Genomic DNA, 25,130 nt, shown 5'->3' with positions numbered 1-25,130 from the left:
ACCGCGCCTTATGGTTCGGTGGCGCGACCGGCGTCAGATTGGCAAGTTGGAGGAGGAGACGTGGCAACGCCCCCTAGCGGATACCCGTACGGTTCCGGGCAGGAGTCCGGACCTGTGGGCGAGACCCATAACAACCGCTTCAACTTCCCGTCTGCGCCGAGCCGCAGGCCGCAGCGGGCGGAACCGCCGCGCCCGCCGCAGCACCAGCAGCAGCCGCAGCGGCCGTACGGCTCCCAGCCGTACGAGCCGTCGCCGTACGAGCAGCCGCAGGCGCCCCGCATCCAGCCGGTGCAGCCACAGCGGCGGGCGCCCGAGCCCACCGGGGGCACGCACAATCCGCTCGTACGCCCGTACGCCATGACCGGAGGCCGGACCCGGCCGCGCTACCAGCTCGCCATCGAGGCGCTGGTCAGCACGACCGCCGATCCCTCCCGGCTGCAGGGCCAGCTGCCGGAGCACCAGCGCATCTGCCACCTCTGCCGCGAGATCAAATCGGTGGCTGAGATCTCGGCCCTGCTCTCCATCCCCCTCGGCGTCGCCCGGATCCTCGTCGCCGACCTGGCAGAGGCCGGACTCGTCGCCATCCATCAGCCCGGCGGGGACGAGACCGCCGGCGGACAGCCAGATGTGACACTGCTCGAAAGGGTGCTCAGTGGACTTCGCAAGCTCTAGCGGTGCAGCCCGCTCCACCACCTCCGCGAAGATCGTGGTGGCGGGCGGCTTCGGCGTGGGCAAGACCACGTTCGTCGGGGCCGTCTCAGAGATCAATCCGCTGCGTACCGAAGCCGTGATGACTTCCGCCTCGGCGGGGATCGACGACCTCACGCACGCGCCGGACAAGACGACCACGACCGTGGCGATGGACTTCGGCCGGATCACGCTGGACCAGGACCTGATCCTGTACCTCTTCGGTACGCCCGGTCAGGACCGTTTCTGGTTCATGTGGGACGACCTGGTACGTGGCGCGATCGGCGCGGTGGTGCTGGTCGACACCCGCCGCCTGGCCGACTGCTTCCCCGCGGTCGACTACTTCGAGAACTCCGGCCTGCCGTTCGTCATCGCCCTCAACGGCTTCGACGGACATCAGCCCTACACGCCGGACGAGGTGCGCGAGGCCCTGCAGATCGGCCCGGACGCACCGATCATCATCACCGACGCCCGCCACCGCAGCGAGGCCAAGAGCGCGCTCATCACGCTCGTCGAGCACGCCCTGATGGCGCGCCTGCGGTAAAAGGTACGCATTCGCGTACGGGCTCCCCGTGCCCGCTCGCGCCGCTTACGCCGAAGGCCCCCGGACACCTGCCAGGTGCGGGGGCCTTCGGCGTGCGCGGGTGCCTGCCGGACTCCTCGGCCCGCAGGGCCCGTACGCGCGGCGCGTACGGGCCCCGGTCATCGGCTACTTGCCTTTCGCCGGGCACTCCTTCCACGCGAAGTGGTAGAGGGTGTTGATGCTGCCGTCGGTGGAGTCCATCGCCATGAAGCTGGTGGTTGCAGCCTTGTGGGACCCGGCGTCCACCCGCAGTTCGGTGTTGATGTTGAAGTAGCGCTGTTCGCCGCACGGGGCGTAGACCAGCGCGTCGATGTCGGTCTCGTCCGACGACTGCCAGTTGGAGTCGTAGGGACCGCCGAAGGAATGGCTCTTACGGGCCGTCTCCTGCTGGCCCTGGAAGTAGTAGTTGGCCTGCTCCAGTCCCTTGGCGCCCGGGGCCAGGGACGCATAGCCCCGGTAGTCGGCCCTGGCGATCGCGTAGGTGAAGCCCTGCGGGACATGCACCTCCAGCGCGATCTGGCAGTTCTTGCGGGCGTCGGTGGGCTTGCTGTCGCCGCCCGCCTGGGCGAGGTACTCGCTGTACGTGACGGTGAACGCGGTGTTGTCGGGCGCGATGGCCACCGCGGCGCTGCCGGGTCTGCAGCCCGAACCGTTCACGGTGGCGACGGAAATGGTGATTTTGCCGGTCGGCGGTTCGTCGCCGACCCGTCCTACCGGGGTGGGGGATGCCGATCCGGCGAGGAGCAGGGATGCCGCTGCGGCAACAGCACCGAAAGTGCTGAGCATGGGCACTTCCTTCCGGTCGTCCTAGGACCCGCGGCGCGGGAACTCCAGGAGAGGAATGACGAGCGCATGCCAGCACGAGGATCTCCCCGTGAACAGCTCTGCTTCCCAGGGTTGGGGCGAACCTACGCCTTGATTCAGCCGGTTCGCTGCGCTTTGCCGTGGCCGTACGTTGTCGGCCGTCCCGCCGTGGTGGTTGTTCGCCGTTGCGCCTGCGGCGGGCTGGTTGCCGCTGCGCGGGGCTGTTCGGCAGCGGCACCGGGCCTACACGGCTCCGCCGCTACGACCCGGCACCTCCCCGTTGAGGGTGGAGAGAAGGCGGTGGGGGCGTACGTGGGTGGTCAGGTGTCTCTTGGGACCGGTCATGGTGAACGGACGACTCCACGCCCGCCCCCACTGGCCTCTTCCCACCCACCCACGGGAGGGGACGGACCGTAGCGGCGGAGCCGTGTAGGGCCGGCACCGCTCCCTACAAACCCACGCCCGCCGCCAGGCGCTACGGCGAGAAACCCACCACGGCGGGACGGCCGACAACGTGGGGCTCAAGCCAAGCGCAGCGGGGATAGCACGGGGCACTGACAGCCGCGCCGGGGACGGCCGAGGGGCCCGTAGTCACCGACTACGGGCCCCTCGTGCGTGATCAGGGTGTGTTCAGCGCTGCCAGCTGGTCGCTCCGTGGAAGCCGCCCTGCCGCTCCAGCCGGCGCCAGCGGGCCGCGGTGTGGCGCGGGCCGATCTGGGTGGCGGTCGGGCGGTGGGCGGCGCGGGCCAGGAGGACGGCGGTCAGGGCGGCGAGTTCTTCCTCGCTGGCCTGGCCCTTTTCCACGCGGATGGGTTGGTCGGCAGGACTCTTCACGGTGGTCGTCTCGTTTCTGCGTCGTCGTGAAAGGCGGAGGGCTACTGGGGCGGGTTGCCGTGCTTGCGCGCGGGCAGGTCCGCGTGCTTGGTGCGGAGCATCTCCAGCGAGCGGATCAGCACCTCGCGGGTGTTGGACGGGTCGATGACGTCGTCGACCAGGCCGCGCTCGGCCGCGTAGTACGGGTGCATCAGCTCGGACTTGTATTCCTTGACCATGCGCGCGCGCATCGCGTCGGGGTCCTCGGCGTCGGCGATCTGCCGGCGGAAGATGACGCCGGCGGCGCCTTCCGCGCCCATGACCGCGATCTCGTTCGTGGGCCAGGCGTAGGTCAGGTCGGCGCCGATGGACTGGGAGTCCATGACGATGTAGGCGCCGCCGTAGGCCTTGCGCAGCACGATGGAGATGCGCGGGACGGTGGCGTTGCAGTACGCGTAGAGCAGCTTGGCGCCGTGGCGGATGATGCCGCCGTGCTCCTGGTCGACGCCGGGGAGGAAGCCGGGGACGTCGAGGAGCGTGATGAGCGGGATGTTGAAGGCGTCGCACATCTGGACGAAGCGGGCGGCCTTTTCGGAGGCCTCGATGTCCAGGACGCCGGCGAGGGACTGGGGCTGGTTGGCGATGATGCCGACCACCCGGCCGTCGAGGCGGGAGAGCGCGCAGATGATGTTGGTCGCCCAGCGCTCGTGGATCTCGAGGTACTCGCCGTCGTCGACGATCTCCTCGATGACCTTGTGCATGTCGTACGGGCGGTTGCCGTCGGCGGGGACGAGGTCGAGGAGGGCGTCGCCGGAGCGGTCGGCCGGGTCCTCGCAGTCGACCGTCGGCGGGTTCTCGCGGTTGTTGGAGGGGAGGAGGGAGATGAGGTAGCGGACCTCCTCCAGGCAGGTCGCCTCGTCGTCGTACGCGAAGTGGGCGACGCCGGAGGTCTCGGCGTGCACATCGGCGCCGCCGAGGCCGTTCTGGGTGATCTCCTCGCCGGTGACGGCGCGGACGACGTCGGGGCCCGTGATGAACATCTGCGAGGTCTCGCGGACCATGAAGACGAAGTCCGTGAGGGCGGGGCTGTACGCGGCGCCGCCGGCGCAGGGGCCGAGCATGACGCTTATCTGCGGGATGACACCCGAGGCCTTGGTGTTGCGCTGGAAGATGCCGCCGTAGCCGGCGAGCGCCGAGACGCCCTCCTGGATGCGGGCACCCGCGCCGTCGTTCAGCGACACCAGCGGCGCGCCGGCCTGGATGGCCATGTCCATGATCTTGTGGATCTTGGTGGCGTGCGCCTCCCCGAGGGCGCCGCCGAAGATCCGGAAGTCGTGTGCGTAGACGAAGACGGTCCGGCCGTGGACCGTTCCCCAGCCGGTGATGACGCCGTCGGTATAGGGCTTCTTGGCCTCCAGGCCGAAGCCCGTCGCCCGGTGCCGGCGCAGCGGCTCGACCTCGTTGAACGAACCCTCGTCCAGCAGCAGGTCGATCCGCTCGCGGGCGGTGAGCTTGCCCTTGGCGCGCTGGGCCTCGGTTGCCCGCTCGCTGGGGCCTTGCCGGGCCTGCTCACGGATGGCGTGCAGTTCGGCGACGCGCCCGCGGGCGTCGTTGGCACCGGCGGGCGCATCTTCGACAGTGGTCATGTATCGACGGTACGTGGGTGGACCCCGCCGCACCGATGTTGGTTTCGTACAACGTCGGGTCCGATTTCGTGGGCAGGCAGCACAGAATCGTGCTGCGTGTTTTGCGCGTCCGGGCCGCCGAACGGGTGGCGGCGGCGTAGGCCGACTGTATGAGGCCGACAAACGGCGGGGCGGTGATGTTGTACGAATCGCAGGCGGGGCGGGGTGCCGGTCAGCCCAGGGCGAGGGTGCAGGTGTGGGTGGCGCAGGCGGCGCCGGGGGTGAGGCGCAGGCGCAGGGCGGGCGCGGTGGCCAGGACCTCGACGGACGGGTCGTGGCCGAGGACCGCGCGGACCGGGCGGCACCAGGTGATCTCCAGGGGGGCGCCGGTGCGCTCGGGGGCCGCGGCACAGAGCGTCGCGGTCCCTCCGCGGTGTCCCTCCCGTACCAGCACGCTCGCCGGGCCGCCAGTGGTGAGCTCCCCCGCGCTGCCGGCCCGCCAGAAGTTGGCGGCCGTTACGCCGAGGGAGTGTACGGACACGGCCTGGCAGGTGGCGTCGTTGGCGAGCACGGTCAGCCAGTGCCGGTCGGCGGCGCGGGCGGCGAGGGTACGTGCGGTGGCGCCCGGCATGAGGAGGTAGGCGTAGCGGGCGTCGGTGGGGTCGGTGCCGTGGTCGTGCCAGAGGGTGAGGTAGTGGCGGGTGAGCGGGGCCGGGTCGGAGCCGGTGTTGATGTCGTGCCAGGAGCCGGTGCGGGCTTCGCGCAGTACGGTCAGCGGGGCGCCGTCGGGGAAGACGTAGCCGCCGTGTCCGGCGAGGTGGGCCCAGCGGGCGCGGGGGTGGCGGACGGTGCGGCCGGGGGCGCCGGGCTGCCGTGCGCCGTCGAGGGTGAGCGTCGCGGTGCCCCGCTCCGCCAGTCTGCGGTTGTCGACGACGGTCTCGACGGGTACGCCGTCCCGTGCGGTGATGCCCGCGCCCAGGCAGACGACGGTATCGGCCAGGAAGAACCAGGACTTCTTGGCGGTGAGGGTGGAGGCCAGGCCGCGCAGGTCCTGTCCGACGGCGGCGAATTCGCCGTCCGTGGTGCCGCCCACCCAGCGCACGGCGGGTTTCGGCTCGCCCCAGCCGCCGCCCTCGTTGTCGGCCAGGCGCTTGGTGGACACGGTCGTGCCGGGCAGCCGGTAGGGGTCGACGGTGGGCCAGAAGGCGTCGGTGTACTGGTCGCCGCCGAAGTCGGCGCCCCACCAGGAGAGCATTCCGGCGCCGGTGTGCCAGCCACGCGGGTTCTCGCCGTTGCCGTTCTCGTAGTAGGTGATGCGGTCGGAGGCCATGGCCAGGCCGGCGGCCCAGCCGGGGCGGCGGTGGACGGCGCGGTCCATGGCGGGGAAGAGGCGGTGGCCGACGGGCTCGGGGGCGGCGGGTGCCGGGCCGCCGTCGACGGCGGCGAGACGGGCCAGGTCGGCGACCGTGTACTGCCGGTCGGTGAGCACGGGCAGCGTACGGTCCCGCGCGATCCAGCCCTTGATCATACCGTGCCAGCGGGCCCGCTCCGGCTCGCTCGCGGCCTCCGCGAGCAGGGCCACGGCGGCGATCAGCGCATGGCCGTGGAAGTGGTCGCTGCGCAGGACGTGCCGCTCGTCGTTGCGGAGCTGTCCGCGGCTGACGGCGCGCCCGTTGACGCTGTCCATCATCAGGCCGTTGTGGAGGAAGGGCGCGTACGCGTGCTCCACGCTGTCGAAGACGATCTCCCGGGCCGGGTCGGTGACCTGCCAGGGCGAGCCGTCGAGCAGGGTGAACAGCCGGCCCAGGCCGTCGAGCAGGACGTAGCCGTAGGTGCCGGAGTAGGCGACCCAGGTGTGCTGGATGAAGGAGCCGTCGGCGTAGAGGCCGTCGCCCGTCGTCGCGTACGGGAAGACCGGCGAGAGGGCGTCGCGGGCGAGGGCGATCTTGGCGGGGGCGCGGCCGAGGATGCCGCGCAGGGCGACGACGCGGCAGAGGTCGACGCGGTTGGCGCCGGTGCTGGTGCCGGTGTAGTCGCCGAGCATCGCGTCGGGGACGAAGTGGTCGACGGCGGCGAGGCAGCGGGAGCGCAGGGGGTCGCCGAGCCCGCCTGACGTCATCCGCTGGTCGAGGATCGCCACGGTGTCGAGCAGGAGACGGGGGGTGCCGATCTGCCATTCCCACCAGTTGCCGTAGCGGGTGGTGCGGGTGTTGTAGACGGTGGCGTCGAGGTGGTCGAGGCCGGCGATGACGTCGGCGGCGAGGTCCGGGGCGCCGGTGCGGCCGGTGCCGGGCTGGGCGTAGGCCTCGGCCATGGTGTTCAGCCGGCCGTAGCTGCGGGTGATGCCGGACGGGGGGTCGTAGGGGCAGTCGGGCCAGAGGGAGGCGGCGGTGGGCCGCATGTCCTGGCGGAACGTCGCGGCGAGGCGGCCGGTCTCCTGGAGGGCGGCGGCGTACGGCGCGGCGGCGGGGTCGAAGCCGGTGCCGAGGGTGAGGTCGGCCCAGCGGGCGCGGAGGGTGTCGTAGGGGTCCGCGGGGGCCGCGTACGCGGGCCCGGCGCGGAGCGAGAGGCCGAGTGCGCCCGCCGTGGAGGCGGCGAGAAACGCTCGGCGGGACCAGGCGGACGGAGCGGGGACGCTCGGCACGGTCGGGGGCACGATCGGTCCTCTCCATGGCGTCAACGGGGTCAACTGGGCTGTGGCGCTGCGCACTTGGGAGTTGCCGTTGGTGTAGCACGGCGGCTCGGGCGGCGGCAATGACCGCGCCGGAACGGCGCCCGTAACGCGCCCGGATGCCCCGGAACCAGGGAGTAGGTTGAATATTGAACTAAAGGTGCTACGCTCAATCTCGTTGAAGGTTAAACAAACCTGTCGCAGCCCCGCGGGGCACCGTCTTCGAGGAGGAGCCATGGCTCTGTTCAACCGCACCAAGCGCACCGCCGCCCCGGCCGGCACCACTGCCCCCGCTGCCGTCCTCGTGGCGGACCCCGCGCTCGCCGCGCTGACCGGCGACTACACCATCGACCCGGCGCACAGCAGCATCGGCTTCACGGTCCGGCACGCGATGGTCACCAACGTCCGGGGCTCCTTCGCCGAGCACGAGGGCGTTCTGCACCTCGACGGCACCGACCCGGCCCGCTCCACCGCCACCATCGACCTCAAGACCGCCAGCATCGACACCGGCATCGCCGACCGCGACGGCCATCTGCGCAGCGCCGACTTCTTCGACGCCGAGACCTTCCCGCTGATGAGCTTCCGCAGCACCGCCGCCGAGCAGATCTCCGGCGACCGCTTCCGCATCACCGGCGACCTGACCATCAAGGACGTCACCAAGCCGCTCAGCATCGACCTGGACTTCCACGGCTCGGCCACCGACGTCTACGGCTCCGAGCGGGTCGGTTTCGAGGGCAGCGCCGAGATCCTGCGCTCCGAGTGGGGCCTGACCTGGAACGCCGCGCTGGAGACCGGCGGCGTGATGGTCAGCGACAAGGTCAAGCTCGTCTTCGACATCTCCGCGGTCAAGGCCTGACGGCCGCACGCCACGCGCGAGGGCCCCGGCAGCCGCGCCGGGGCCCTCGGATGCGTGTGCGCCCGCCTACTCCTGCGGGGCCACCCCGGCCCGCAGCAGCCCATAGGCGTACGCGTCGTCCAGCGCCTGCCACGACGCCGCGATCACGTTCTCCGCGACGCCGACCGTGGACCACTCGCCCCGCCCGTCACTGGTGGAGACCAGGACGCGGGTGATGGAGCCGGTGCCCTGGGCGCCCTCCAGGATGCGGACCTTGTAGTCCACCAGCTCCAGGTGCGCCAGCTGCGGGTAGATCCGCTCCAGGCCCACCCGCAGCGCCCGGTCCAGCGCATTGACCGGGCCGTTGCCCTCGGCGGTGGCGACGATCCGCTCGCCCTTGGCCCACACCTTCACGGTCGCCTCGTTGGCGTGCGTACCGTCGGGGCGGTCCTCGACGATCGCCCGCCACGACTCGACGGTGAAGTAGCGCAGCGCCTTGCCGCCCACCTCTTCCCGCAGCAGCAGCTCGAAGGAGGCGTCGGCGGCCTCGTACGTGTAGCCCTCCAGCTCCCGCTCCTTGACCCGCGCCACGACCCGGCCGACCAGCTCGCGGTCGCCGCTCAGGTCGATGCCGAGCTCCTTGCCCTTGAGCTCGATGGAGGCCCGGCCCGCCATGTCGGAGACCAGCATCCGCATGGTGTTGCCGACCAGCGCCGGGTCGATGTGCTGGTAGAGGTCCGGGTCCACCTTGATGGCGGAGGCGTGCAGCCCGGCCTTGTGCGCGAACGCCGAGACGCCGACGTAGGGCTGGTGGGTGGAGGGGGTGAGGTTGACGACCTCGGCGATGGCGTGCGAGATCCGGGTGGTCTCCGCGAGCTTGCCCTCGGGCAGGACGTGCCGCCCGTACTTGAGCTCCAGCGCCGCGACGACCGGGAAGAGGTTGGAGTTGCCGACCCGCTCGCCGTAGCCGTTGGCCGTGCACTGCACATGGGTGGCGCCCGCGTCCACGGCGGCGAGGGTGTTGGCGACGGCGCAGCCGGTGTCGTCCTGGGCGTGGATGCCCAGCCGCGCGCCGGTGTCCGCGAGGACGGTCCGCACGACGGCCGTGACCTGCGCGGGAAGCATGCCGCCGTTGGTGTCGCAGAGGACGACGACATCGGCGCCGGCCTCGCTCGCGGTGCGCACGACCTGCTTGGCGTAGACCGCGTCCAGCACATAGCCGTCGAAGAAGTGCTCGCAGTCGAGGAAGACCCGGCGGCCCTGCTCGCGCAGATACGCGACGGTGTCCCGCACCATCGCGAGGTTCTCCTCCGGCGTGGTGCGCAGCGCCAGTTCCACATGTCCGACATGGGACTTGGCGACCAGCGTGATGACCGGGGCCCGGGAGTCCAGGAGGGCGGCGACCTGCGGGTCGTCCTCGACGCGTACGCCCGCCTTGCGGGTGGCGCCGAACGCGACCAGCTGGGCGTGCCGGAAGTCGATCTCCCTGTGGGCCCGCTCGAAGAACTCGGTGTCCCTGGGGTTGGCGCCGGGCCAGCCGCCCTCGATGAAGCCCACGCCGAAGTCGTCCAGGTGCCGGGCGATGGTCAGCTTGTCGCTGACGGTCAGATTGATGCCCTCGCGCTGCGCGCCGTCGCGCAGCGTCGTGTCGAACACATGGAATTCGTCGGACACGGCGTGTTCGGGTACGTCCGTCATTGCTGGTCTGGCTCCTGTCGGGTCTCGGTCTACCGGAATGACCGGTTCCACCGTCCCTCCATGTTCCCTCGCGCTCCGCCTCCGGCGACGGGTGGGCCGGAAACGAAAAAACCTCTCGCGGGTGCGAGAGGTCTGCGCGCGGGTCTGGGACGACGAGGGCCGCGCCGTACTCGGTTCGTACGGGGCGGTCACTGCGGACCGGCGCGCCTGCTGCCAATAATCATGGCGAACGAGAGCACGGGGGCAGTGTGGCACACCACCGCCCCCGCGGACCGGCTCGTCTCAGGATGCGAGCAGGGGCTCGTCCTCGGCGGTGCCCTTGGTTCCCTTGGCACCCTTGCCCACCCGGTGCAGATCGATGTCGCGCGTCTCGCGCATGGACAGATAGACGACCAGCGAGACGGCGGCGCACCCCGCCACGTACCAGTAGTAGCCGGACTCGATGCCGCCGTCCTTGAACCACAGCGCGACATACTCCGCGGTGCCGCCGAAGAGCGCGTTGGCGATGGCGTACGGCAGGGCGACGCCCAGCGCCCGGATGCCGGTCGGGAACAGCTCGGCCTTCACACAGGCATTGATGGACGTGTAGCCCGTGACGACGACCAGCGCCAGCAGCGACAGCCCGAGGGCCGGCCAGAAGCTGCCCGCGTGCCGCAGCAGCGTCATGATCGGCACGGTCAGGAAGGTGGACCCGACGGCGAAGGTGATCAGCAGCGGACGCCGGCCGATCCGGTCGGACAGCTTCCCGGCCAGCGGCTGCAGACACATGAAGACGAACAGCGCGCAGAAGCTGACCAGCGAGGCGGTCGGCTTGTCCAGCCCGGCGCTGCCCGAGAGGTACTTGGTGAGGTAGGTCGTGTACGTGTAGTACGCGACGGTGCCGCCCATGGTCAGCGCGATGACCAGGAACGCCTCGCGCTTGTGGGCCAGCAGCGCCTTGATGGTGCCGCGGTCGGGGTCGGAGTTGGCGCCGTCGTCGTCGGCGTAGACCTCGGTCTCCAGCATGTTGCGGCGCAGGTAGAAGACGATGGCGGCGCCCAGCGCGCCGACGATGAACGGGATCCGCCAGGCCCAGCTGTGCAACGCGTCCTCGGCCAGGGTGCGTTGCAGCACGATCTGCAGGCCGAGACCGACCAGCTGCCCCGCCGTCATCGACACGTACTGGAAGCTGGACGCGAAACCGCGCTGCCCCGGCGCCGATGCCTCCGTGAGATAGGTCGCGCTGGCCGCGTACTCCCCGCCGACGGACAGCCCCTGGAGCATCCGGGCAATCAGCAGAACGGCCACGCCCCCGTATCCCGCCACGCCATAGGTCGGCGCAATGGCGATCAGGACCGCCGACGCGGACATCAGCGTGACGGTGAGCGTGAGCGCCGCCTTACGTCCCCGCCGGTCCCCGACCCGCCCCAGCACCCAGCCGCCCACCGGGCGCATGAAGAAGCCGACGGCGAAGATCCCCATGGTGTTCATGAGGTTCGCGGTGTCATTCCCCTTGGGGAAGAACGAATCCGCGAAGTAGACGGCGAAGCTGGCGTAGACGAACCAGTCGAACCACTCGACCATGTTTCCGGCCGAACCCACCCAGATCTTCCGCCAGTTGGCGGCATTACCTCTCACGTCCCGCTCCCCCGCACCCTGCGCCACGGCAGCCTCCTCATGTCCTCGGATCGATCGACCGACCAGCGGTTACGGTCGCCGATCCGGAGTGTGACTGACAAGAGCACGGTGGGCAACGATCGGGCGTACTTGCGTGCTTTGCGTACGCGGCGGGGACAGGCCGCGCAAGAGCAACGGGATCCGGGATGCCGTCAAGTGCCTCTCCCGCATGGGAGAACCCGCTGTGGCCACCCTGCAGAACATCCGCCGTGACGGCCCCGGCCGCTTCCGCCGCCATGCGCTGCAGGTTCTCGCGGAATTGGGCGGTGCGGAGGCGCTGTCCCCCAAGGATCGGCTGGCGGTCGAGCGGCTGATTCGGCTCAAGCCGATGGATGAGAAGTCCACCACGCAAAGGGAGGTCCGGCTGCCGTCCGGAAGCTGGCTCGCCATCCCCGCCGACCAGATACCCGGGGCCGTACGCGCTCCGGGACTCCACGACCTGCAGCCGGCGCCCCTGGCAATGGGCATCTCCGCCGCCTACGGCGATCACAGCGACTCCATGCCGTACCGGACGCCGGAGGGCAAGCGGGAAACCCACCATCAAGAATCAGGGGAGCTGGCTCAGCAGTGCGTCATTCCATATCCCCGCAAGGAAGTCGATATGCCTGTCGAATTCCGCAGTAATGGCCGCCTTCTTCTTGCTCCTCGAGTTATCGATGACGGCGAAAGTGTTGTCCATGGCAGAGCACAGTGGAGGGCACTGACAGGTCGACAGGTACTTATGCGCCGGTCCCGTCCCGCCGGCAGCCGCTCCGTCGAGTGGGCCCCACACCGTGCCGTAGGGTCACGGTGCCGCGCGAGAAACGAGGAAGACGCACCATGTCCGAACCGCAACCGCAAGCCGGGCAGCGCCCGGTTCCCGCCAGCGCCGAAGAAGCGCTGGAGGTCGGGCGAGGCCATTTCCCGGCCGTCTGGCCGGACGGGGAACGGCCCACGCTGTACGTCCACGAATTCGACATCGGTTATCTGATGTATCCCGTATTCCCGCCCAGGCAGGACCCGACCGCCTACCCGCGCGATCCGGGAGGTTCCCACATCGTGATCTCCAAGGCGGACGGCGAGGTCAGCGCGCTGCCGAACTATCCGCCGGAGACATCGGTCGAGGTGTACCGCAGCCATTTCCGCCGGGAGGCGTAAGAGCCGCACCGGGCGAAAAGGGGGAAGGCCGCGTCGGGACCGGGGTTTCGACGCGGCCTTCGGCGCTGCCGCCCGGCACGTGCCACGGGTTCTTCCGTGGCACCGCTCACGGATTCAGCGACTCGTCGAGGAACTCCGCGATGTGCCGACCCACCAGTTCCCGGTCGGTGCCCGGCAGGCCCACCACCAGGTGGGTGCCGAAGCCGTCGAGGAGGGCGCGGGTGCGGGTGGCGAAGCGTTCGGGGTCGACGGGCCGGAATTCGCCCTTGGAGGTGCCCTCGACCAGGAGGGCGACGAGGTCGCGGTGCCAGGCGAGCTCCAGGTCCAGCTGGCGTTCGCGGGTTTCCTCGTCGGCGTTCTGGGAGCGGTTCCAGACCTCCAGCCAGAGGGTCCAGCGCGGGTCGCGGTGGCCTACGGGGAGGTAGAGGTCGACGAGGGCGTCCAGGCGCTCGCGGGCGGGGACGCGGCGGGAGAGGGCGGCCCGGCGTTCGGCGCCGAGCTGCTCCTCGCTCCACTGGAGGGTCTGCAGGAGCAGCTCGTCCTTGGTGCCGAAGTAGTACAGGATGTGGCCGCTGCTCATGCCGACCTCGCGGCCCAGGCCCGCCATGGTCAGCCGGTCCAGGCCCTCCGCGGCGATGGTGGCCATCGCCGCGGCGAGCACCTGTTCACGGGGCTGGTTGAGCCGCCGCCGGGGACGGCGCGCGGGCGCGGGACCGGGCACGAGGGGGACCTCCGGGGACGGCGGGGTCCGGGTGGATCGGACCCGGATCAGACCTTGGGCTGCTGCTGGGTGATGCAGTGGATACCGCCACCCGCTGCGAAGATCGTACGGGCGTCCACCAGGGTCACGGTCCGGTCGGGGAAGAGCCGGCGGAAGATGGCGGCCGCTTCCTCGTCGCGCGGGTCGTCGAAGGCGCAGAGCACGATGCCGTCGTTGCACTGGAGATGGTTGATGTAGGAGTAGTCGACCAGCTCGCCGTCCTCTTCGATGACGGTCGGAGCGGGGATCTCGACGACCTCCAGCCGGCGGCCCTTGGCGTCGGTCGAGGCGCGCAGCAGCTTGACGATCTCGTTGCAGATCGCGTGGTCGGGGTGGTCCGGGTCGGGCTGGGTGTGGACCATCACGACGCCGGGGCGGGCGAAGGCGGCGACGATGTCGACGTGGCCGCGGGTGCCGAACTGGCCGTAGTCGGCGGCGAGGCCGCGCGGCAGCCAGATCGCCTTGGTGGTGCCGAGGTGGGCGTGGATCTCGGCCTCGACCTCTTCCTGGGAGCGGCCGGGGTTACGGCCCGGGTCGAGCTGGACGGTCTCGGTGAGCAGGACCGTGCCGTCGCCGTCGACGTGGATGCCGCCGCCCTCGTTGACCAGGGGGGTCGCGTAGCGGCGGGCGCCGGCCAGGCCCGCGACCTGCTCGGCTATCTTCTCGTCGAGGTCCCAGCGGGCCCACTCCTGGGCGCCCCAGCCGTTGAAGACCCAGTCGGCGGCGGCGAGGTTGCCCTTGCCGTCGGTGAGGAACGTGGGGCCGATGTCGCGCATCCAGGCGTCGTTCAACGGCCGCTCGACCAGCTCGATGTCGTCGCCGAGCAGGGCGCGGGCGCCCTCCAGCTGGCCGGGGCCCGCCACGACGGTGACCGGCTCGTACCGACGGACCGCGCGGGCGACGGCGGCCCAGGCCTCGCGGGCCTCGGCGAGCGTCTCGCCGCCCTCCTCACCGAAGGTGAAGTTGGGGCCGGGCCAGGCCATCCAGGTGCGCTCGTGCGGTGCCCACTCCGGGGGCATGGAGAAGCCGTCGGCGACGGGAGTGTTCATCTGGGGTCCTCGGAAGGTGAGCGGGGCGGGTCGGAGCGGGGGACGTACCGGCCGTCAGGGGTGACGGCCGGTGCTGTCACAGGAAGTACAGGCGCGACAGCGACACGGTGTCGGCCGGGTCGGAGCGCATCGGATCGCCGTCGAGGGTCACCAGGCCGCTGCCGCCGTCCACCTGCACCTGTCCGACGCGGGAGTTGTGGATCAGGTCGGCGGGGCCGATGCCGCGGGTGCCGCGGACGGCGACGCGACGGCGGCGGGTGGGCATGCCGTCCATCCCGCCCTCGGCCGCGGCGCGCGCGACGAAGGCGACGGAGATCTCGGCGGGGGTGGCGCCGTGCGCGCCGAACTGCGGGCCGAGCACCAGCGGTTCGCAGGTGTCGGTGGCGGCGTTCGGGTCGCCGGTGACGCCGTAGGCGGGGAAGCCGGACTTGAGCACGAGTTGGGGCTTGGCGCCGAAGTACTGGGGCTTCCAGAGCACGATGTCGGCCATCTTGCCGACCTCGATCGACCCGATCTCGTGCGAGAGGCCGTGGGCGATCGCGGGGTTGATGGTGAGCTTGGCGATGTAGCGCAGGACGCGGGCGTTGTCGTCGTGGGCGCCGTCGCCGTCCATCGGGCCGAGTTCGGCCTTCATCTTGCCGGCCATCGCGAAGGTGCGGCGTACGGTCTCACCCGCGCGGCCCATGCCCTGGGCGTCGGAGGAGGTGATGCCGATCGCCCCGAGGTCGTGCAGCACGTCCTCGGCGCCCATCGTGCCGGCCCGGATGCGGTCGCGGGCCATGGCGGCGTCGCCCGGCAGGTCGGTCTTGAGGTCGTGGACCGAGACGATCATGCCGTAGTGCTCGGCGACCGCGTCCCGCCCGAAGGGGAGGGTGGGGTTGGTGGAGGAGCCGATGACGTTGGGGACGCCGGCCATCTTCAGGACGTTGGGGACGTGTCCGCCGCCGCAGCCCTCGATGTGGAAGGCATGGATGGTGCGGCCGTCCAGGACGCGCAGGGTGTCCTCGACGGAGAGGCATTCGTTCAGGCCGTCGCTGTGCAGCGCCACCTGGACGTCGTGCTCCTCGGCGACGCGCAGCGCGGTGTCCAGGGCGCGGGCGTGCGCGCCCATGTCCTCGTGCACCTTGAAGCCCAGGGCGCCGCCCTCGGCCAGCGCCTCGACGAGGGGGGCCTCGCCGGAGGAGGAGCCGCGGCCCAGGAAGCCGATGTTGACCGGCCAGGCGTCGAAGGCGGAGAAGGCGTGGCGGAGCGCCCAGGGGCTGTTGACGCCGACGCCCCAGACGGGGCCGAATTCCTGGCCGATGATCGTCGTCACGCCGGAGGCCAGCGAGGCCTCCATGACGCGCGGCGAGAGCAGGTGGACATGGGTGTCGACGGCGCCCGCGGTGGCGATCATGCCCTCGCCGGAGACGATGGACGTGCCGGTGCCGACGACGACCTCGACGCCTTCGAGGGTGTCGGGGTTGCCCGCCCGGCCGATCGCGTGGATGCGGCCCTCGCGGAGGCCGATGGACGTCTTGCGGATGCCCTGGATCGCGTCGATCACCAGGACGTTGCTGATCACCACATCGCAGGTCTCGCGCAGCGATGCGGCCTTGAGGTGCAGTCCGTCGCGGGCGGTCTTGCCGAAGCCGGCCAGGAACTCGTCGCCGTGCTTCTGGGAGTCGGACTCGACGCGGACGACCAGGCCCGAGTCGCCGAGGACCACCCGGTCGCCGGCCCGCGGGCCGTGCACCGATGCGTACTCGTGCGGGTCGATGCTGCCAGTCACGCCTGTTCCTCCGCTCCCAGGTAACCGCATGCGGCGGCCCGCCGCAGCGCTTCCGTCTTTGCCCCCGGTGCATCCAGCGGGCCGTCGACCAGACCGGCGAAGCCGATCGCGATGCGGTCGCCGCCGATCGGGACCAGGCCGACCTCGTGGGTGCCGCCCGCGTCGAACCGCTCGGACGAGCCGGCCGGGACGCACAGCCGCATGCCGTAGGCCGCGGCGCGGTCGAAGTCCAGGCGGGGGTTGGCCTCGAAGAAGTGGAAGTGGGAGGTGACGCTGATCGGCACGCTCGCGGTGTTGTGCACGGTCAGCGTCACCGCGGGTACGGGCTCCGGGTCGGCGGGGCCGGGGAACACCGCGCCGGGTACCGCGGTCGCGTCCGCGCCGCCGGCGAGTGCGCCCTCGGTGGCGCCGCCGCGGATCGGGTCGGTGACCACCGCGAGGCGGGAGCCGTCGTCGAAGACGGCCTCGACCATCACATCGCCCACCACCTCGGCCACGCCCGGCAGCACATCGTCCGGGCCCAGCACGCTGCGGCCCGCCTCGATGGCCTGAGCGAGGCGGCGCCCGTCCCGCGCCGCCTCGCAGACTGTGTCCGCGATCAACGCGGTCGCCTCGGGCACATTCAGTTTCAGTCCGCGGGAGCGGCGCGAGCGCGCCAGCTGTGCCGCATTGAAGAGCAGCAGCCGGTCGCGTTCCGTGGGGGTCAGCCGCATCCCGTCGCACCTCCAGATCGATGACTCGATTAGAGCATCACTCTAACTCGCAAAAAGTCAAGAAGAAAGCATTGACCTGGACGCCATCCATGAGTCACATTGAGCGCTGCTCTAAGTCAAGGATGTTCGGCGAGCCGCTTAGAACGTCACTCAAAGATCAACACAGCGATCTCCGACGAGGGCACCACAGCGGTCACCACCCCAGTGACCGCGGAGAACATCACCAGATACCGCCCGGAATCCGCGGGCGTACACCGCTCATGGAGCACTGCACCAAGCAGCCACCGAGCACCGAAATCACACTGTTCCGGCCTCTCAGGGGAGCCCTCATGCCGATCGAACAACGCGGAGTCGACACGATCCCGGACGAGGAACGCACCAGTAGTCCTCGCGACCTCATTTCCATCCTGCTCGGTTCGAACCTCGCGCTCGGCGTTGTGATCTTCGGCTGGCTCCCGGTCTCCTTCGGCCTGGACTTCTGGGGCTCGGTCAGCTCCCTGGCGACGGGCACCCTCGTCGGTGCCGTGCTGACCGCCCCGCTCGCACTGGTCTCGCTGCGCAGCGCGACCAACCTCTCCACCAGCAGCGGTGCCTTCTTCGGCGTACGGGGCCGGCTCATCGGCTCGATCATCGGCCTGCTGCTCTCGCTCGGCTACACGGCGCTGACCCTGTGGGTCGGCGGCGATGCGATGGTCGGCTGTCTGCACCGCCTCGTCGGGCTGCCGACCGGCGGCGCGACATACGCCGTCGTCTACGCGGTGCTGGCCGGCGCCACCGCCGTCGGCGCGGTCTACGGCTACAAGGTGCTGCTGCGGATGAGCAAGGTGCTCTCCATCGGCCTGACCATCCTGCTGGTGGTCGGCGTGTTCGCGTTCGCGCACCACTTCACCACCGGCTCCGTGCCCGGCGTCCCGTACGCGCTCGGCGGCTACTGGCAGACCTGGCTGCTGTCCGCCGTCTCCGCGGGCCTGAGCGGCCCGATCGCCTTCATCACCCTGCTCGGCGACTACAGCCGCTACATCTCCCCCCGCCGCCACACCTCGAAGAAGGTCTTCGTGGCCACCTACGCCGGTCTGGTGATCGGTCTGCTGGTGCCGCAGCTCTTCGGTACGTTCAGCGCGCTGGCGGTCGGCGCGGGCGACGACTACGCGGGCCCGCTGGTGGCCGGCGCGCCGTTCTGGTACCTGGCGTTCTTGCTGGTCAACGCGTCCGCCGGCTCGGTGGGCAACTCGGGTCTGATGCTCTACAGCATGGGCCTGGACCTGGACGCGATCCTGCCGCGCGCCACCCGCACCCAGGCGACGTACGTCGTCGCCGGGGTCTCGACGCTGCTGGTCTTCGCCGGCCACTTCCTGTGGGAGGCGCAGGACGCGATGACGTCCTTCGTCCTCCTGATGACCGCCATCGGCACGCCGTGGGCGGTCATCACCGTGATCGGCTTCGTCCGCTGCCGCGGCACGTACGACGCGGACTCCCTCCAGGTCTACAACCGCGGCACGATCGGCGGCGTGTACTGGTTCAGGGCGGGCTGGAACATCCAGGCCGCCCTCGCCTGGGTCCTCGGTTCCGCGGTCGGCCTGATGGGCGTGGACACGTCGTTCTACCAGGGGCCGCTGCTGCACTACACGGGCGGCATCGACGTCAGCTTCCTGCTCGCCCTGGCCGTGGCGGGCGCCGCCTACCTGGCTCTCACCGCCGGGCAGCCGCGCCCGGTGCCGACGCTCCGGCCCGCTGCGGCGGCCGCGGAGCTGCCCGCGGAGGTCGGCTGAGCCGACACATCCACGACTGAGGCCGCCCCCGACATCGCGTCGGTGGCGGCCTCAGTCGTGTACGGGCCGGTACGGGCGGGCGCGGGGCTCGGCCCGGGGGGTGGCGGGGCTCAGCCCAGGGGGTGCATCCAGCCGTGCGCGTCCTCGGTGATTCCCCGCTGGATGTCCAGCAGCGCCTCGCGCAGCTTCAGCGTGACCTTGCCGGGCTCGCCGCCGGACTGGGTCCACTCGCCGCCCGCGCTCTTGACCGTGCCGACCGGGGTGATCACGGCGGCGGTACCGCAGGCGAAGACCTCGGTGAGGGTGCCGTTCTCCGTGTCGGTCCTCCACTGGTCGATGGAGACCCGGGCCTCCTCCGACTCGAAGCCGAGGTCGCGGGCGACGGACAGCAGCGAGTCACGGGTGACACCGGCGAGGAGCGAGCCGGTCAGCGTGGGCGTGACGATCTTGTCGCCGTAGACGAAGTACAGGTTCATGCCGCCGAGCTCCTCGACCCACTTGTGCTCGACGGCGTCGAGGTAGGCGACCTGGTCGCAGCCGTGCACCGCGGCCTCGGCCTGGGCGAGCAGCGACGCGGCGTAGTTGCCGCCGGTCTTGGCGTCGCCCATGCCGCCGGGGACGGCGCGCACCCGGTCCTCGGACAGCCAGATGGAGACCGGCTTGACGCCGCCGGCGAAGTACGCGCCGGCGGGCGAGGCGATGACGACGAAGAGGTACTCGTTGGCGGGCTTCACGCCCAGGCCGACCTCGGTCGCGATCATGAACGGGCGCAGGTAGAGCGACTCCTCGCCGCCGTGCGCGGGCACCCAGTCCTTGTCCTGCTGGACGAGCAGGTCGCAGGCCTCGATGAAGGTCTCGACGGGCAGCTCCGGCATGGCCAGCCGGCGCGCGGAGGCCTGGAAGCGCCGGGCGTTGGCGTCGGGGCGGAAGGTGGCGACGGAGCCGTCGGGCTGGCGGTAGGCCTTGAGGCCCTCGAAGATCTCCTGCGCGTAGTGCAGCACGTTGGTCGCCGGGTCGAGGGAGAGCGGCCCGTACGGCACGAGCTGGCCGTCGTGCCAGCCGCGGCCTTCCGTCCACTTGATCGTCACCATGTGGTCGGTGAAGTGGCGGCCGAAGCCGGGGGCGGCCAGGATCCGCTCCCGCTCCGCGTGGGAGAGCGGGTGCGAGGAGGGCTTGAGCTCGATCGTGGGCGTCGTCATGAATGCGTGTCCTTCACTGCGTGTTCCGCACCGGTGCGGTTGGTGGCGGCCGCGTACGGCGGTCTCTTGACGTACCGGTCGTTACTGGGACGTCCGAGTTTCCTCGCGGACGTCGGCCCCACGTCCGATTATCGCTCGGAGGTGTCCGCCGCCGTACACGTGTGTGCGGTCTCCGGGTCAGATGGTCGCATCCAACCCGGCGGTAGCACAGGGCGGGACTCCGACCGGAATGCGGACAGCGCCGGAACCCCGCGGGGCCCGGCGCTGTCCTTACTGGCTGAATGCGCTGCTGGGGGCCTCAGCCCGCTACGCGTGCGGCGAGGGCGTCGCCGATCTCGTCCGTGCTGCGGGCGGTGCCGTCCCGGGCCTCCAGGTCGGCCGCGACGGCCTCCTCGATGCGGGCGGCCTGCGGCTCGAAGCCGAGGTGGCGCAGGAGCAGGGCCACGGAGAGGATCGTCGCCGTCGGGTCGGCCTTGCCCGTGCCCGCGATGTCCGGGGCGGAGCCGTGCACCGGCTCGAACATCGAGGGGAACGCGCCGGTCGGGTTGATGTTCCCGGAGGCGGCCAGGCCGATGCCGCCGGTGACGGCCGCGGCGAGGTCGGTGAGGATGTCGCCGAAGAGGTTGTCGGTGACGATCACGTCGAACCGCTCGGGCTGGGTGACGAAGAAGATCGTCGCGGCGTCGACGTGCAGATAGTCGGTGGTGACCTCGGGGTACTCCTGGCCGACCTTGTCGAAGATGTTCTTCCACATGTGGCCGGCGTAGACCAGGACGTTGTTCTTGTGAACCAGCGTCAGCTTCTTGCGGGGGCGGGCGTTGGCGCGCTCGTAGGCGTCCCGGACCACCCGCTCCACGCCGTAGGCGGTGTTGAGGCTGACCTCGGTGGCGACCTCGGCGGGGGTGCCGGTGCGCAGCGAGCCGCCGTTGCCGGTGTACGGGCCCTCGGTGCCCTCGCGGACCACGACGAAGTCGATCTCGGGACGGCCGGCGAGCGGGGTCGCGGTGTTCGGGAAGAGCTTCGAGGGGCGGAGGTTGACGAAGTGGTCGAAGGCGAAGCGGAGCTTGAGCAGCAGACCGCGCTCGAGCACACCGGAGGGCACCGACGGGTCACCGATCGCGCCGAGCAGGATCGCGTCGTGCTGCTTGAGCGACTCCAGCTCCGCGTCCGGGAGGGTTTCGCCGGTCTCGTGCCATCGCTTGGCCCCGAGGTCGTACTCCTTGGTTTCCAGCTTGACGTCCTGCGGGAGTACCGAGGTCAGGACCTTCAGGCCCTGGGCCACGACTTCCTGGCCGATACCGTCACCGGGGATCACTGCGAGGCGAATGCTGCGAGACATGCCTGGACCCTACTCTCCGTCCCATTGTTTGACACGTAACGTCCGTCATACGGACACATGGGAAGCCGGTCAGCTGCCGTTCACCCGTAGGTCCCACTCTGGACCGTCGGCGCTGCGAAATTCAACGGCATGACTGCACTTTCCCCGGGGTCCGGCCCCCAGCCCTCGCACCTCCCCCGCGTCGGTATACCGGAGCGGCTCGCGGCCCGGATGAGCATGCCCGAGCAGCATGAATACCTCCGTACGAAGCTGACCCGCCGCGGCCTGCTGCGGACCTCGGCCGCCACCGCGGGCGCGATGGCCGGCTCCGGTCTGCTGGCCGGTTCGGCCCAGGCCGTCTCCCCGACCCTGCTGACGTCGGGCGCCGCCGCCACCGTCGACGGTTCGCTGGTCGCCCCCTTCGGCCGCCACCTCTCCTTCGGCGCCGACCCCAAGACCCAGATGCGGGTGGCCTGGCAGGTGCCGTTCGCGGTCAAGCGGCCGTATCTGCGGGTGGGGCTCAAGCCGTGGGACCTGGGGCGCAAGATCGAAGCCGAGGTCCGCGACCTGCACACCCCCGCGCTCTCCTCGAAGCTGCCGGCCGTCGACCAGTACTACCTGCACGCGGCGCTCGACGGGCTGCGGCCGGGCACCACGTACTACTACGGCGTCGGCCACGACGGCTTCGACCCGGCCGACCCGCGCCACTTCGGCACCGTCGGGACCTTCCGCACCGCCCCGGCCCGCGCCCAGAAGTTCGTCTTCACCGCCTTCGGCGACCAGGGCGTCAGCTACCACGCGCTCGCCAACGACCAGCTGATCCTGGGGCAGGACCCGTCCTTCCACCTGCACGCGGGCGACATCTGCTACGCCGACCCGGACGGCTCGGGCACCGACCACGACACCTATGACGCCCGCGTCTGGGACCAGTTCCTCGCCCAGACCGAGTCGGTGGCCAAGTCCGTGCCGTGGATGGTGACGACCGGTAACCACGACATGGAGGCGTGGTACTCCCCCAACGGCTACGGCGGCCAGAACGCCCGCTGGACGCTGCCGGGCACCGGCCCGGACGCCAAGAACGCCCCCGGCGTCTACTCCTTCACCTACTCCAACGTCGCCGTCGTCGCCCTCGACGCCAACGACGTCTCGTACGAGATCCCGGCCAACCAGGGCTACACCGACGGCAAGCAGACCCGTTGGCTGGACCGGCGCCTGGGCGAGCTGCGCGCCAAGGACGGGATCGACTTCATCGTCGTCTTCTTCCACCACTGCGCCTTCTCCACCACCAACTCGCACGCCTCGGACGGCGGGGTGCGCGACGCCTGGCTGCCGCTCTTCGAGAAGCACCAGGTGGATCTGGTCGTCAACGGCCACAACCACGTCTACGAGCGCACCGACGCCATCAAGGGCGGCCGGGTCGCCAAGAAGGTGCCGATCGGCGAGCGGGTGGACTCCTCGCGCGAGGGCATCGTCTACGTCACCGCGGGCGGCGCGGGCAGGGCGCTGTACGACTTCCCCGTGCCGGACAGCTACGAGGGCCACGTCAAGGACCTCGACGAGGTGAAGACGTACCACTGGACCAAGGACCGCACCAAGGCCGTGGACACCGTGGAGTGGTCGCGGGTGCGCTACACCGGCTTCTCGTTCCTCGCGGTCGAGGTCGAGCCGGGGCACCGCCCCCGGATGAAGGTCACCGCACTCGCCGAGTCGGGCGAGCGCGTGGACCACTTCGAGGTGACGCGCTAGGGGGTGTCCGCAAAGTCCTGCCGTCCGCCCGGAGGGCGGGGCTGGCGGCGTCTGGTGCGTGCGATCGCAAGGCGGAGGGTCGTCCTCGTAGCGGGCTACGTGGACGATCCCGACAACGCAGCGAGCGTGCGTGCCAGGCGCCGCCAGCCAGGCGGGACTTTGCCGGACACCGCCTAGAGCCGGCGGGTGTCCTGAGCGCGCCGTGGGGGGCGCGCTCAGGGCATCAGTGCCCGGTGACGCCGCCGTTGTCGCGGCGGTCGAGCGCCCGCTGGAGGGCGGCCGCGGCGGCCCGGCGGTCGGCTTCGTTGGTCGTACGGGCGGAGTGACGAGTCCTGCGGACGGCGGTCTCGGCCATGATTCACGTCTCCAATGCCAAAGCCCCGAGAGCTTCAGGGGTGCGTCGATGCAGACACGGCCGGAAGGGGCGGGGGCCGCGGCGCGGCAGGGGTCACCTGCGTCGGCGCGCCGGGCCGCATCCGCCTCGCTCGATAGAGCGATACGTTCGGCTTCTACAAAGCTAGGGCAGCTCGGCCGTGATGTCTGCACAATTACTTTGGCTTCCTACTATCTGAGACGGACGCCACTCAGCACCCGCGCGGTGAGCGGTACTCAGCGGCGGCTTACTCCACTTGAGTACCGCACATGAGTACGAACACCGTGCCGCGGCCTGCGGTTGCACGGCGAGAGTGGCCCCATGAACGGCCTGTACGCACTCAAGCCCTGGTACGCGGCCCGGCTCGGCGGCATCCGCGGCACGCTGGCCCGCCGTGAGGTCTCGCCCGACGCGTTGACCGCGGCCGGTGTGCTCGCCGCCGCCGGCGCCGCCGCGGCCCTCGCCTGGCTGCCCGCCCCGCTCGCCGCGCTGCCCGTCACGGCCCTGCTCGCCGCCCGGCTGGCCTTCGCCAACCTCGACGGCGCGCTGGCCCGCGACACCGGCCGCTGCACCCGGCGCGGCGCCGTCCTCAACGAACTCGGCGACCGCGCCGCCGACCTCCTGGTCCTCGCCGGCTTCCTGACGCTCGCCCCGCTGTGGCTGGTGGCCGTCGCCGCGCTGGCCGCGACGCTGCCCTCCTGGGTGGCGCTGGCGGGCGCCGCGGCCGGGGCGCCGCGCCGCAACGGCGGCCCGGTCGGCAAGACGGAGCGCTGTCTGCTCGCGGCGGTGGCCGCCGGGACGGGATGGGCGGTGCCGGTCCTCGTCGTCCTGGCGGTCGGCTCGGCCCTGACGGCGGTGCTCCGACTGGCGTGGCTGTGGCGGGAGTTGGACGGTACTGCGCCCGCCGGGACGGGCCGATGAGCGCGCTCGTGGGGCCGGGGGGCGCCGGAAGCCTCCTCCTGACCGGCGGCGAGGCCGTCGGACGGGTCGCGCCGGTGGTCGGCGGGGTGCTGGGGCTGGGCGGCGTGGCCGTCGCGGCGCTGCCCGCCCGGGTACGGATGCGCCGCGAACTGCGCCGCCGCTGGCGTACCTGGGCGCTGGCCGCCCCGGTCTTCCTGGGCTCGCTGTTCTTCGGTGAGGCGGGCGCGGCGGTCCTGGCCGCCGGTCTCGGCCTGATCGCCGTCGGCGAGTACGCGCGGATGGCCCCCGACGGCACGGCCGGCGCCGAGCGCCATGTGCTGGCCGCCGCGGCCGTCGTGCTGCCACTGCTCGCCTGGCTGCGCCCGCAGTGGCTGGATGCCCGGCTGATGACGGTGCTGCTGCTCGCCGCCACGCTGCCCGCGCTGCTGACCGGCGATCACACGGCGGGCGCGGCCCGCGCCGCCCGCGCCCTCTTCGGGCTGCTCTGGATCCCGGTCGCCCTCACCGGCCTGGTGCTGCTCGGCGGCACCGCCGTCGCGGTGGGCGTCGCGGTCGCGCTCGGCGATGTGGGCGCCTGGTGCGGCGGTACGGCACTGGGGCGGCGCGGCGCGCTGGCCCGCCCGCTGTCGCCGCTCTCGCCCAACAAGACCTGGGCCGGGGTGCTCGGCGCGGCGGCGGCGACGGCCGGTGCGCTGGCCGCCGTGGGCGCGTTCGGCCCTGCCCTGTGGGCCGCCGTGCTCACCGGCTGCGTCCTGGGCGACCTGCTGGAATCCATGGTCAAGCGGGAGGCCGGGGTGAAGGACGCCGGGAGCTGGCTGCCGGGCTTCGGCGGACTGCTGGACCGTATCGACTCGCTGCTGGTGGCGGTGCCGCTGGCGATGGTGGTGACGCTGTGATGCCCGGCCCACGGGAGATGCCCGGCCTACGGGAGGTGCCCGGCCCTCACGACGGGGCGACGGGAGGGGCCGCCGGGCGGTCCGGCGGCGGTCCGCGTACGGCCGC

Annotated in this window: 22 protein-coding genes; 8 read left to right on the top strand and 14 right to left on the bottom strand. The window is 71.2% G+C overall.

Features of this window, described 5'->3' with window-relative positions:
• Positions 1 to 60: 60 nt before the first annotated feature.
• Both ACIGWZ_RS30665 and ACIGWZ_RS30660 read left to right on the top strand, forming a co-directional pair.
• Complete coding sequence (locus tag ACIGWZ_RS30665; RefSeq protein WP_400069973.1) at positions 61 to 672, top strand: DUF742 domain-containing protein; 612 nt, start codon at positions 61 to 63, stop codon at positions 670 to 672.
• Complete coding sequence (locus tag ACIGWZ_RS30660) at positions 653 to 1,231, top strand: ATP/GTP-binding protein (protein WP_073760799.1); 579 nt, start codon at positions 653 to 655, stop codon at positions 1,229 to 1,231. Before ACIGWZ_RS30665 ends, ACIGWZ_RS30660 begins: the two co-directional genes overlap by 20 nt.
• A 165-nt stretch (positions 1,232 to 1,396) precedes the next feature.
• Here the strand turns inward: ACIGWZ_RS30660 and ACIGWZ_RS30655 are convergent, their stop codons facing one another.
• The 4 genes from ACIGWZ_RS30655 to ACIGWZ_RS30640 all read right to left on the bottom strand — a co-directional run bounded on the left by ACIGWZ_RS30655 (position 1,397) and on the right by ACIGWZ_RS30640 (position 7,168).
• Positions 1,397 to 2,056: a DUF4360 domain-containing protein gene (locus ACIGWZ_RS30655; protein WP_400069972.1), complete on the bottom strand. Its 660-nt coding sequence runs from the start codon at positions 2,054 to 2,056 to the stop codon at positions 1,397 to 1,399.
• A 648-nt stretch (positions 2,057 to 2,704) separates the two neighbouring features.
• On the bottom strand, positions 2,705 to 2,908 hold the full coding sequence (locus ACIGWZ_RS30650) for an acyl-CoA carboxylase epsilon subunit (protein WP_400069971.1): 204 nt from the start codon (positions 2,906 to 2,908) through the stop codon (positions 2,705 to 2,707).
• A gap of 41 nt (positions 2,909 to 2,949) precedes the next feature.
• Positions 2,950 to 4,533: an acyl-CoA carboxylase subunit beta gene (locus ACIGWZ_RS30645; protein WP_400069970.1), complete on the bottom strand. Its 1,584-nt coding sequence runs from the start codon at positions 4,531 to 4,533 to the stop codon at positions 2,950 to 2,952.
• A gap of 211 nt (positions 4,534 to 4,744) precedes the next feature.
• Positions 4,745 to 7,168 (bottom strand): polysaccharide lyase 8 family protein, encoded by a 2,424-nt coding sequence (locus tag ACIGWZ_RS30640; protein ID WP_400069969.1) that lies wholly within the window; start codon positions 7,166 to 7,168, stop codon positions 4,745 to 4,747.
• A 250-nt stretch (positions 7,169 to 7,418) separates the two neighbouring features.
• Between ACIGWZ_RS30640 and ACIGWZ_RS30635 the strand changes: the two genes are divergently transcribed.
• A complete protein-coding gene (locus tag ACIGWZ_RS30635) occupies positions 7,419 to 8,039 on the top strand; it encodes a YceI family protein (protein ID WP_400069968.1) in 621 nt (206 codons plus the stop codon).
• A 66-nt stretch (positions 8,040 to 8,105) separates the two neighbouring features.
• Here ACIGWZ_RS30635 and cimA read toward each other — a convergent pair whose 3' ends face one another.
• The 3 genes from cimA to ACIGWZ_RS30620 form a co-directional block, all read right to left on the bottom strand.
• Positions 8,106 to 9,716: a citramalate synthase gene (gene cimA / locus ACIGWZ_RS30630; RefSeq protein ID WP_400069967.1), complete on the bottom strand. Its 1,611-nt coding sequence runs from the start codon at positions 9,714 to 9,716 to the stop codon at positions 8,106 to 8,108.
• Between the two features lie 282 nt (positions 9,717 to 9,998).
• A complete protein-coding gene (locus tag ACIGWZ_RS30625; protein WP_400070115.1) occupies positions 9,999 to 11,279 on the bottom strand; it encodes an MFS transporter in 1,281 nt (426 codons plus the stop codon).
• 640 nt (positions 11,280 to 11,919) lie between these two features.
• Complete coding sequence (locus ACIGWZ_RS30620) at positions 11,920 to 12,051, bottom strand: hypothetical protein (RefSeq protein ID WP_400069966.1); 132 nt, start codon at positions 12,049 to 12,051, stop codon at positions 11,920 to 11,922.
• Between the two features lie 140 nt (positions 12,052 to 12,191).
• Between ACIGWZ_RS30620 and ACIGWZ_RS30615 the strand changes: the two genes are divergently transcribed.
• Complete coding sequence (locus ACIGWZ_RS30615; protein WP_400069965.1) at positions 12,192 to 12,509, top strand: hypothetical protein; 318 nt, start codon at positions 12,192 to 12,194, stop codon at positions 12,507 to 12,509.
• 106 nt (positions 12,510 to 12,615) lie between these two features.
• On the opposite strand, the gene ACIGWZ_RS30610 is transcribed toward ACIGWZ_RS30615, so the two are convergent.
• The 4 genes from ACIGWZ_RS30610 to ureA form a co-directional block, all read right to left on the bottom strand.
• A complete protein-coding gene (locus tag ACIGWZ_RS30610) occupies positions 12,616 to 13,230 on the bottom strand; it encodes a TetR/AcrR family transcriptional regulator (RefSeq protein ID WP_400069964.1) in 615 nt (204 codons plus the stop codon).
• Between the two features lie 47 nt (positions 13,231 to 13,277).
• The gene (locus ACIGWZ_RS30605; protein WP_400069963.1) at positions 13,278 to 14,318 is read right to left on the bottom strand and encodes an agmatine/peptidylarginine deiminase; all 1,041 of its coding nucleotides are present in this window, start codon (positions 14,316 to 14,318) and stop codon (positions 13,278 to 13,280) included.
• A 76-nt stretch (positions 14,319 to 14,394) separates the two neighbouring features.
• Positions 14,395 to 16,119, bottom strand: a complete 1,725-nt coding sequence (locus tag ACIGWZ_RS30600) for an urease subunit alpha (RefSeq protein WP_400069962.1) — start codon at positions 16,117 to 16,119, stop codon at positions 14,395 to 14,397.
• Positions 16,086 to 16,802 carry an urease subunit gamma gene (ureA, locus tag ACIGWZ_RS30595; RefSeq protein ID WP_400069961.1) on the bottom strand — a complete coding sequence of 239 codons (717 nt, stop codon included), beginning with the start codon at positions 16,800 to 16,802 and terminating at the stop codon, positions 16,086 to 16,088. The genes ACIGWZ_RS30600 and ureA overlap by 34 nt, the downstream gene beginning before the upstream one ends.
• A gap of 329 nt (positions 16,803 to 17,131) precedes the next feature.
• Here ureA and ACIGWZ_RS30590 point away from each other — a divergent pair, with 329 nt between their 5' ends.
• A complete protein-coding gene (locus ACIGWZ_RS30590) occupies positions 17,132 to 18,571 on the top strand; it encodes a cytosine permease (RefSeq protein ID WP_400069960.1) in 1,440 nt (479 codons plus the stop codon).
• A 110-nt stretch (positions 18,572 to 18,681) separates the two neighbouring features.
• On the opposite strand, the gene ACIGWZ_RS30585 is transcribed toward ACIGWZ_RS30590, so the two are convergent.
• Positions 18,682 to 19,770: a branched-chain amino acid aminotransferase gene (locus tag ACIGWZ_RS30585; protein WP_400069959.1), complete on the bottom strand. Its 1,089-nt coding sequence runs from the start codon at positions 19,768 to 19,770 to the stop codon at positions 18,682 to 18,684.
• A 298-nt stretch (positions 19,771 to 20,068) separates the two neighbouring features.
• A complete protein-coding gene (locus tag ACIGWZ_RS30580) occupies positions 20,069 to 21,109 on the bottom strand; it encodes a 3-isopropylmalate dehydrogenase (protein ID WP_400069958.1) in 1,041 nt (346 codons plus the stop codon).
• Positions 21,110 to 21,238: 129 nt separating this feature from the next.
• Between ACIGWZ_RS30580 and ACIGWZ_RS30575 the strand changes: the two genes are divergently transcribed.
• Positions 21,239 to 22,834 (top strand): purple acid phosphatase family protein, encoded by a 1,596-nt coding sequence (locus tag ACIGWZ_RS30575; RefSeq protein WP_400069957.1) that lies wholly within the window; start codon positions 21,239 to 21,241, stop codon positions 22,832 to 22,834.
• Positions 22,835 to 23,057: 223 nt separating this feature from the next.
• On the opposite strand, the gene ACIGWZ_RS30570 is transcribed toward ACIGWZ_RS30575, so the two are convergent.
• Positions 23,058 to 23,189: a hypothetical protein gene (locus ACIGWZ_RS30570; protein ID WP_400069956.1), complete on the bottom strand. Its 132-nt coding sequence runs from the start codon at positions 23,187 to 23,189 to the stop codon at positions 23,058 to 23,060.
• A 339-nt stretch (positions 23,190 to 23,528) separates the two neighbouring features.
• Between ACIGWZ_RS30570 and ACIGWZ_RS30565 the strand changes: the two genes are divergently transcribed.
• Both ACIGWZ_RS30565 and ACIGWZ_RS30560 read left to right on the top strand, forming a co-directional pair.
• Entirely contained in the window at positions 23,529 to 24,128 is a 600-nt protein-coding gene (locus ACIGWZ_RS30565; protein ID WP_400069955.1) for a phosphatidate cytidylyltransferase, read from the top strand.
• Complete coding sequence (locus ACIGWZ_RS30560) at positions 24,125 to 25,024, top strand: phosphatidate cytidylyltransferase (RefSeq protein ID WP_400069954.1); 900 nt, start codon at positions 24,125 to 24,127, stop codon at positions 25,022 to 25,024. The genes ACIGWZ_RS30565 and ACIGWZ_RS30560 overlap by 4 nt, the downstream gene beginning before the upstream one ends.
• Positions 25,025 to 25,130 lie beyond the last annotated feature (106 nt).

The sequence above is a fragment of the Streptomyces sp. NPDC053427 genome, assembly GCF_044544985.1.
Taxonomy (GTDB): domain Bacteria; phylum Actinomycetota; class Actinomycetes; order Streptomycetales; family Streptomycetaceae; genus Streptomyces.
This window is presented reverse-complemented; position numbering and strand designations above follow the sequence as displayed.

What these genes read in the sequence shown, in the direction of transcription:
- ACIGWZ_RS30565 (WP_400069955.1), top strand. Translation starts at nt 23,529, where the DNA reads ATGAACGGCCTGTACGCACTCAAGCCCTGGTACGCGGCCCGGCTCGGC.
- ACIGWZ_RS30560 (WP_400069954.1), top strand. Translation starts at nt 24,125, where the DNA reads ATGAGCGCGCTCGTGGGGCCGGGGGGCGCCGGAAGCCTCCTCCTGACC.
- ACIGWZ_RS30580 (WP_400069958.1), bottom strand. Translation starts at nt 21,109, where the DNA reads ATGTCTCGCAGCATTCGCCTCGCAGTGATCCCCGGTGACGGTATCGGC.
- ACIGWZ_RS30585 (WP_400069959.1), bottom strand. Translation starts at nt 19,770, where the DNA reads ATGACGACGCCCACGATCGAGCTCAAGCCCTCCTCGCACCCGCTCTCC.
- ACIGWZ_RS30620 (WP_400069966.1), bottom strand. Translation starts at nt 12,051, where the DNA reads ATGGACAACACTTTCGCCGTCATCGATAACTCGAGGAGCAAGAAGAAG.
- ACIGWZ_RS30605 (WP_400069963.1), bottom strand. Translation starts at nt 14,318, where the DNA reads ATGAACACTCCCGTCGCCGACGGCTTCTCCATGCCCCCGGAGTGGGCA.
- ACIGWZ_RS30655 (WP_400069972.1), bottom strand. Translation starts at nt 2,056, where the DNA reads ATGCTCAGCACTTTCGGTGCTGTTGCCGCAGCGGCATCCCTGCTCCTC.
- ACIGWZ_RS30590 (WP_400069960.1), top strand. Translation starts at nt 17,132, where the DNA reads ATGCCGATCGAACAACGCGGAGTCGACACGATCCCGGACGAGGAACGC.
- ACIGWZ_RS30615 (WP_400069965.1), top strand. Translation starts at nt 12,192, where the DNA reads ATGTCCGAACCGCAACCGCAAGCCGGGCAGCGCCCGGTTCCCGCCAGC.
- ACIGWZ_RS30645 (WP_400069970.1), bottom strand. Translation starts at nt 4,533, where the DNA reads ATGACCACTGTCGAAGATGCGCCCGCCGGTGCCAACGACGCCCGCGGG.
- ACIGWZ_RS30600 (WP_400069962.1), bottom strand. Translation starts at nt 16,119, where the DNA reads ATGCGGTTACCTGGGAGCGGAGGAACAGGCGTGACTGGCAGCATCGAC.
- ACIGWZ_RS30575 (WP_400069957.1), top strand. Translation starts at nt 21,239, where the DNA reads ATGACTGCACTTTCCCCGGGGTCCGGCCCCCAGCCCTCGCACCTCCCC.
- cimA (WP_400069967.1), bottom strand. Translation starts at nt 9,716, where the DNA reads ATGACGGACGTACCCGAACACGCCGTGTCCGACGAATTCCATGTGTTC.
- ureA (WP_400069961.1), bottom strand. Translation starts at nt 16,802, where the DNA reads ATGCGGCTGACCCCCACGGAACGCGACCGGCTGCTGCTCTTCAATGCG.
- ACIGWZ_RS30570 (WP_400069956.1), bottom strand. Translation starts at nt 23,189, where the DNA reads ATGGCCGAGACCGCCGTCCGCAGGACTCGTCACTCCGCCCGTACGACC.
- ACIGWZ_RS30625 (WP_400070115.1), bottom strand. Translation starts at nt 11,279, where the DNA reads ATGGTCGAGTGGTTCGACTGGTTCGTCTACGCCAGCTTCGCCGTCTAC.
- ACIGWZ_RS30635 (WP_400069968.1), top strand. Translation starts at nt 7,419, where the DNA reads ATGGCTCTGTTCAACCGCACCAAGCGCACCGCCGCCCCGGCCGGCACC.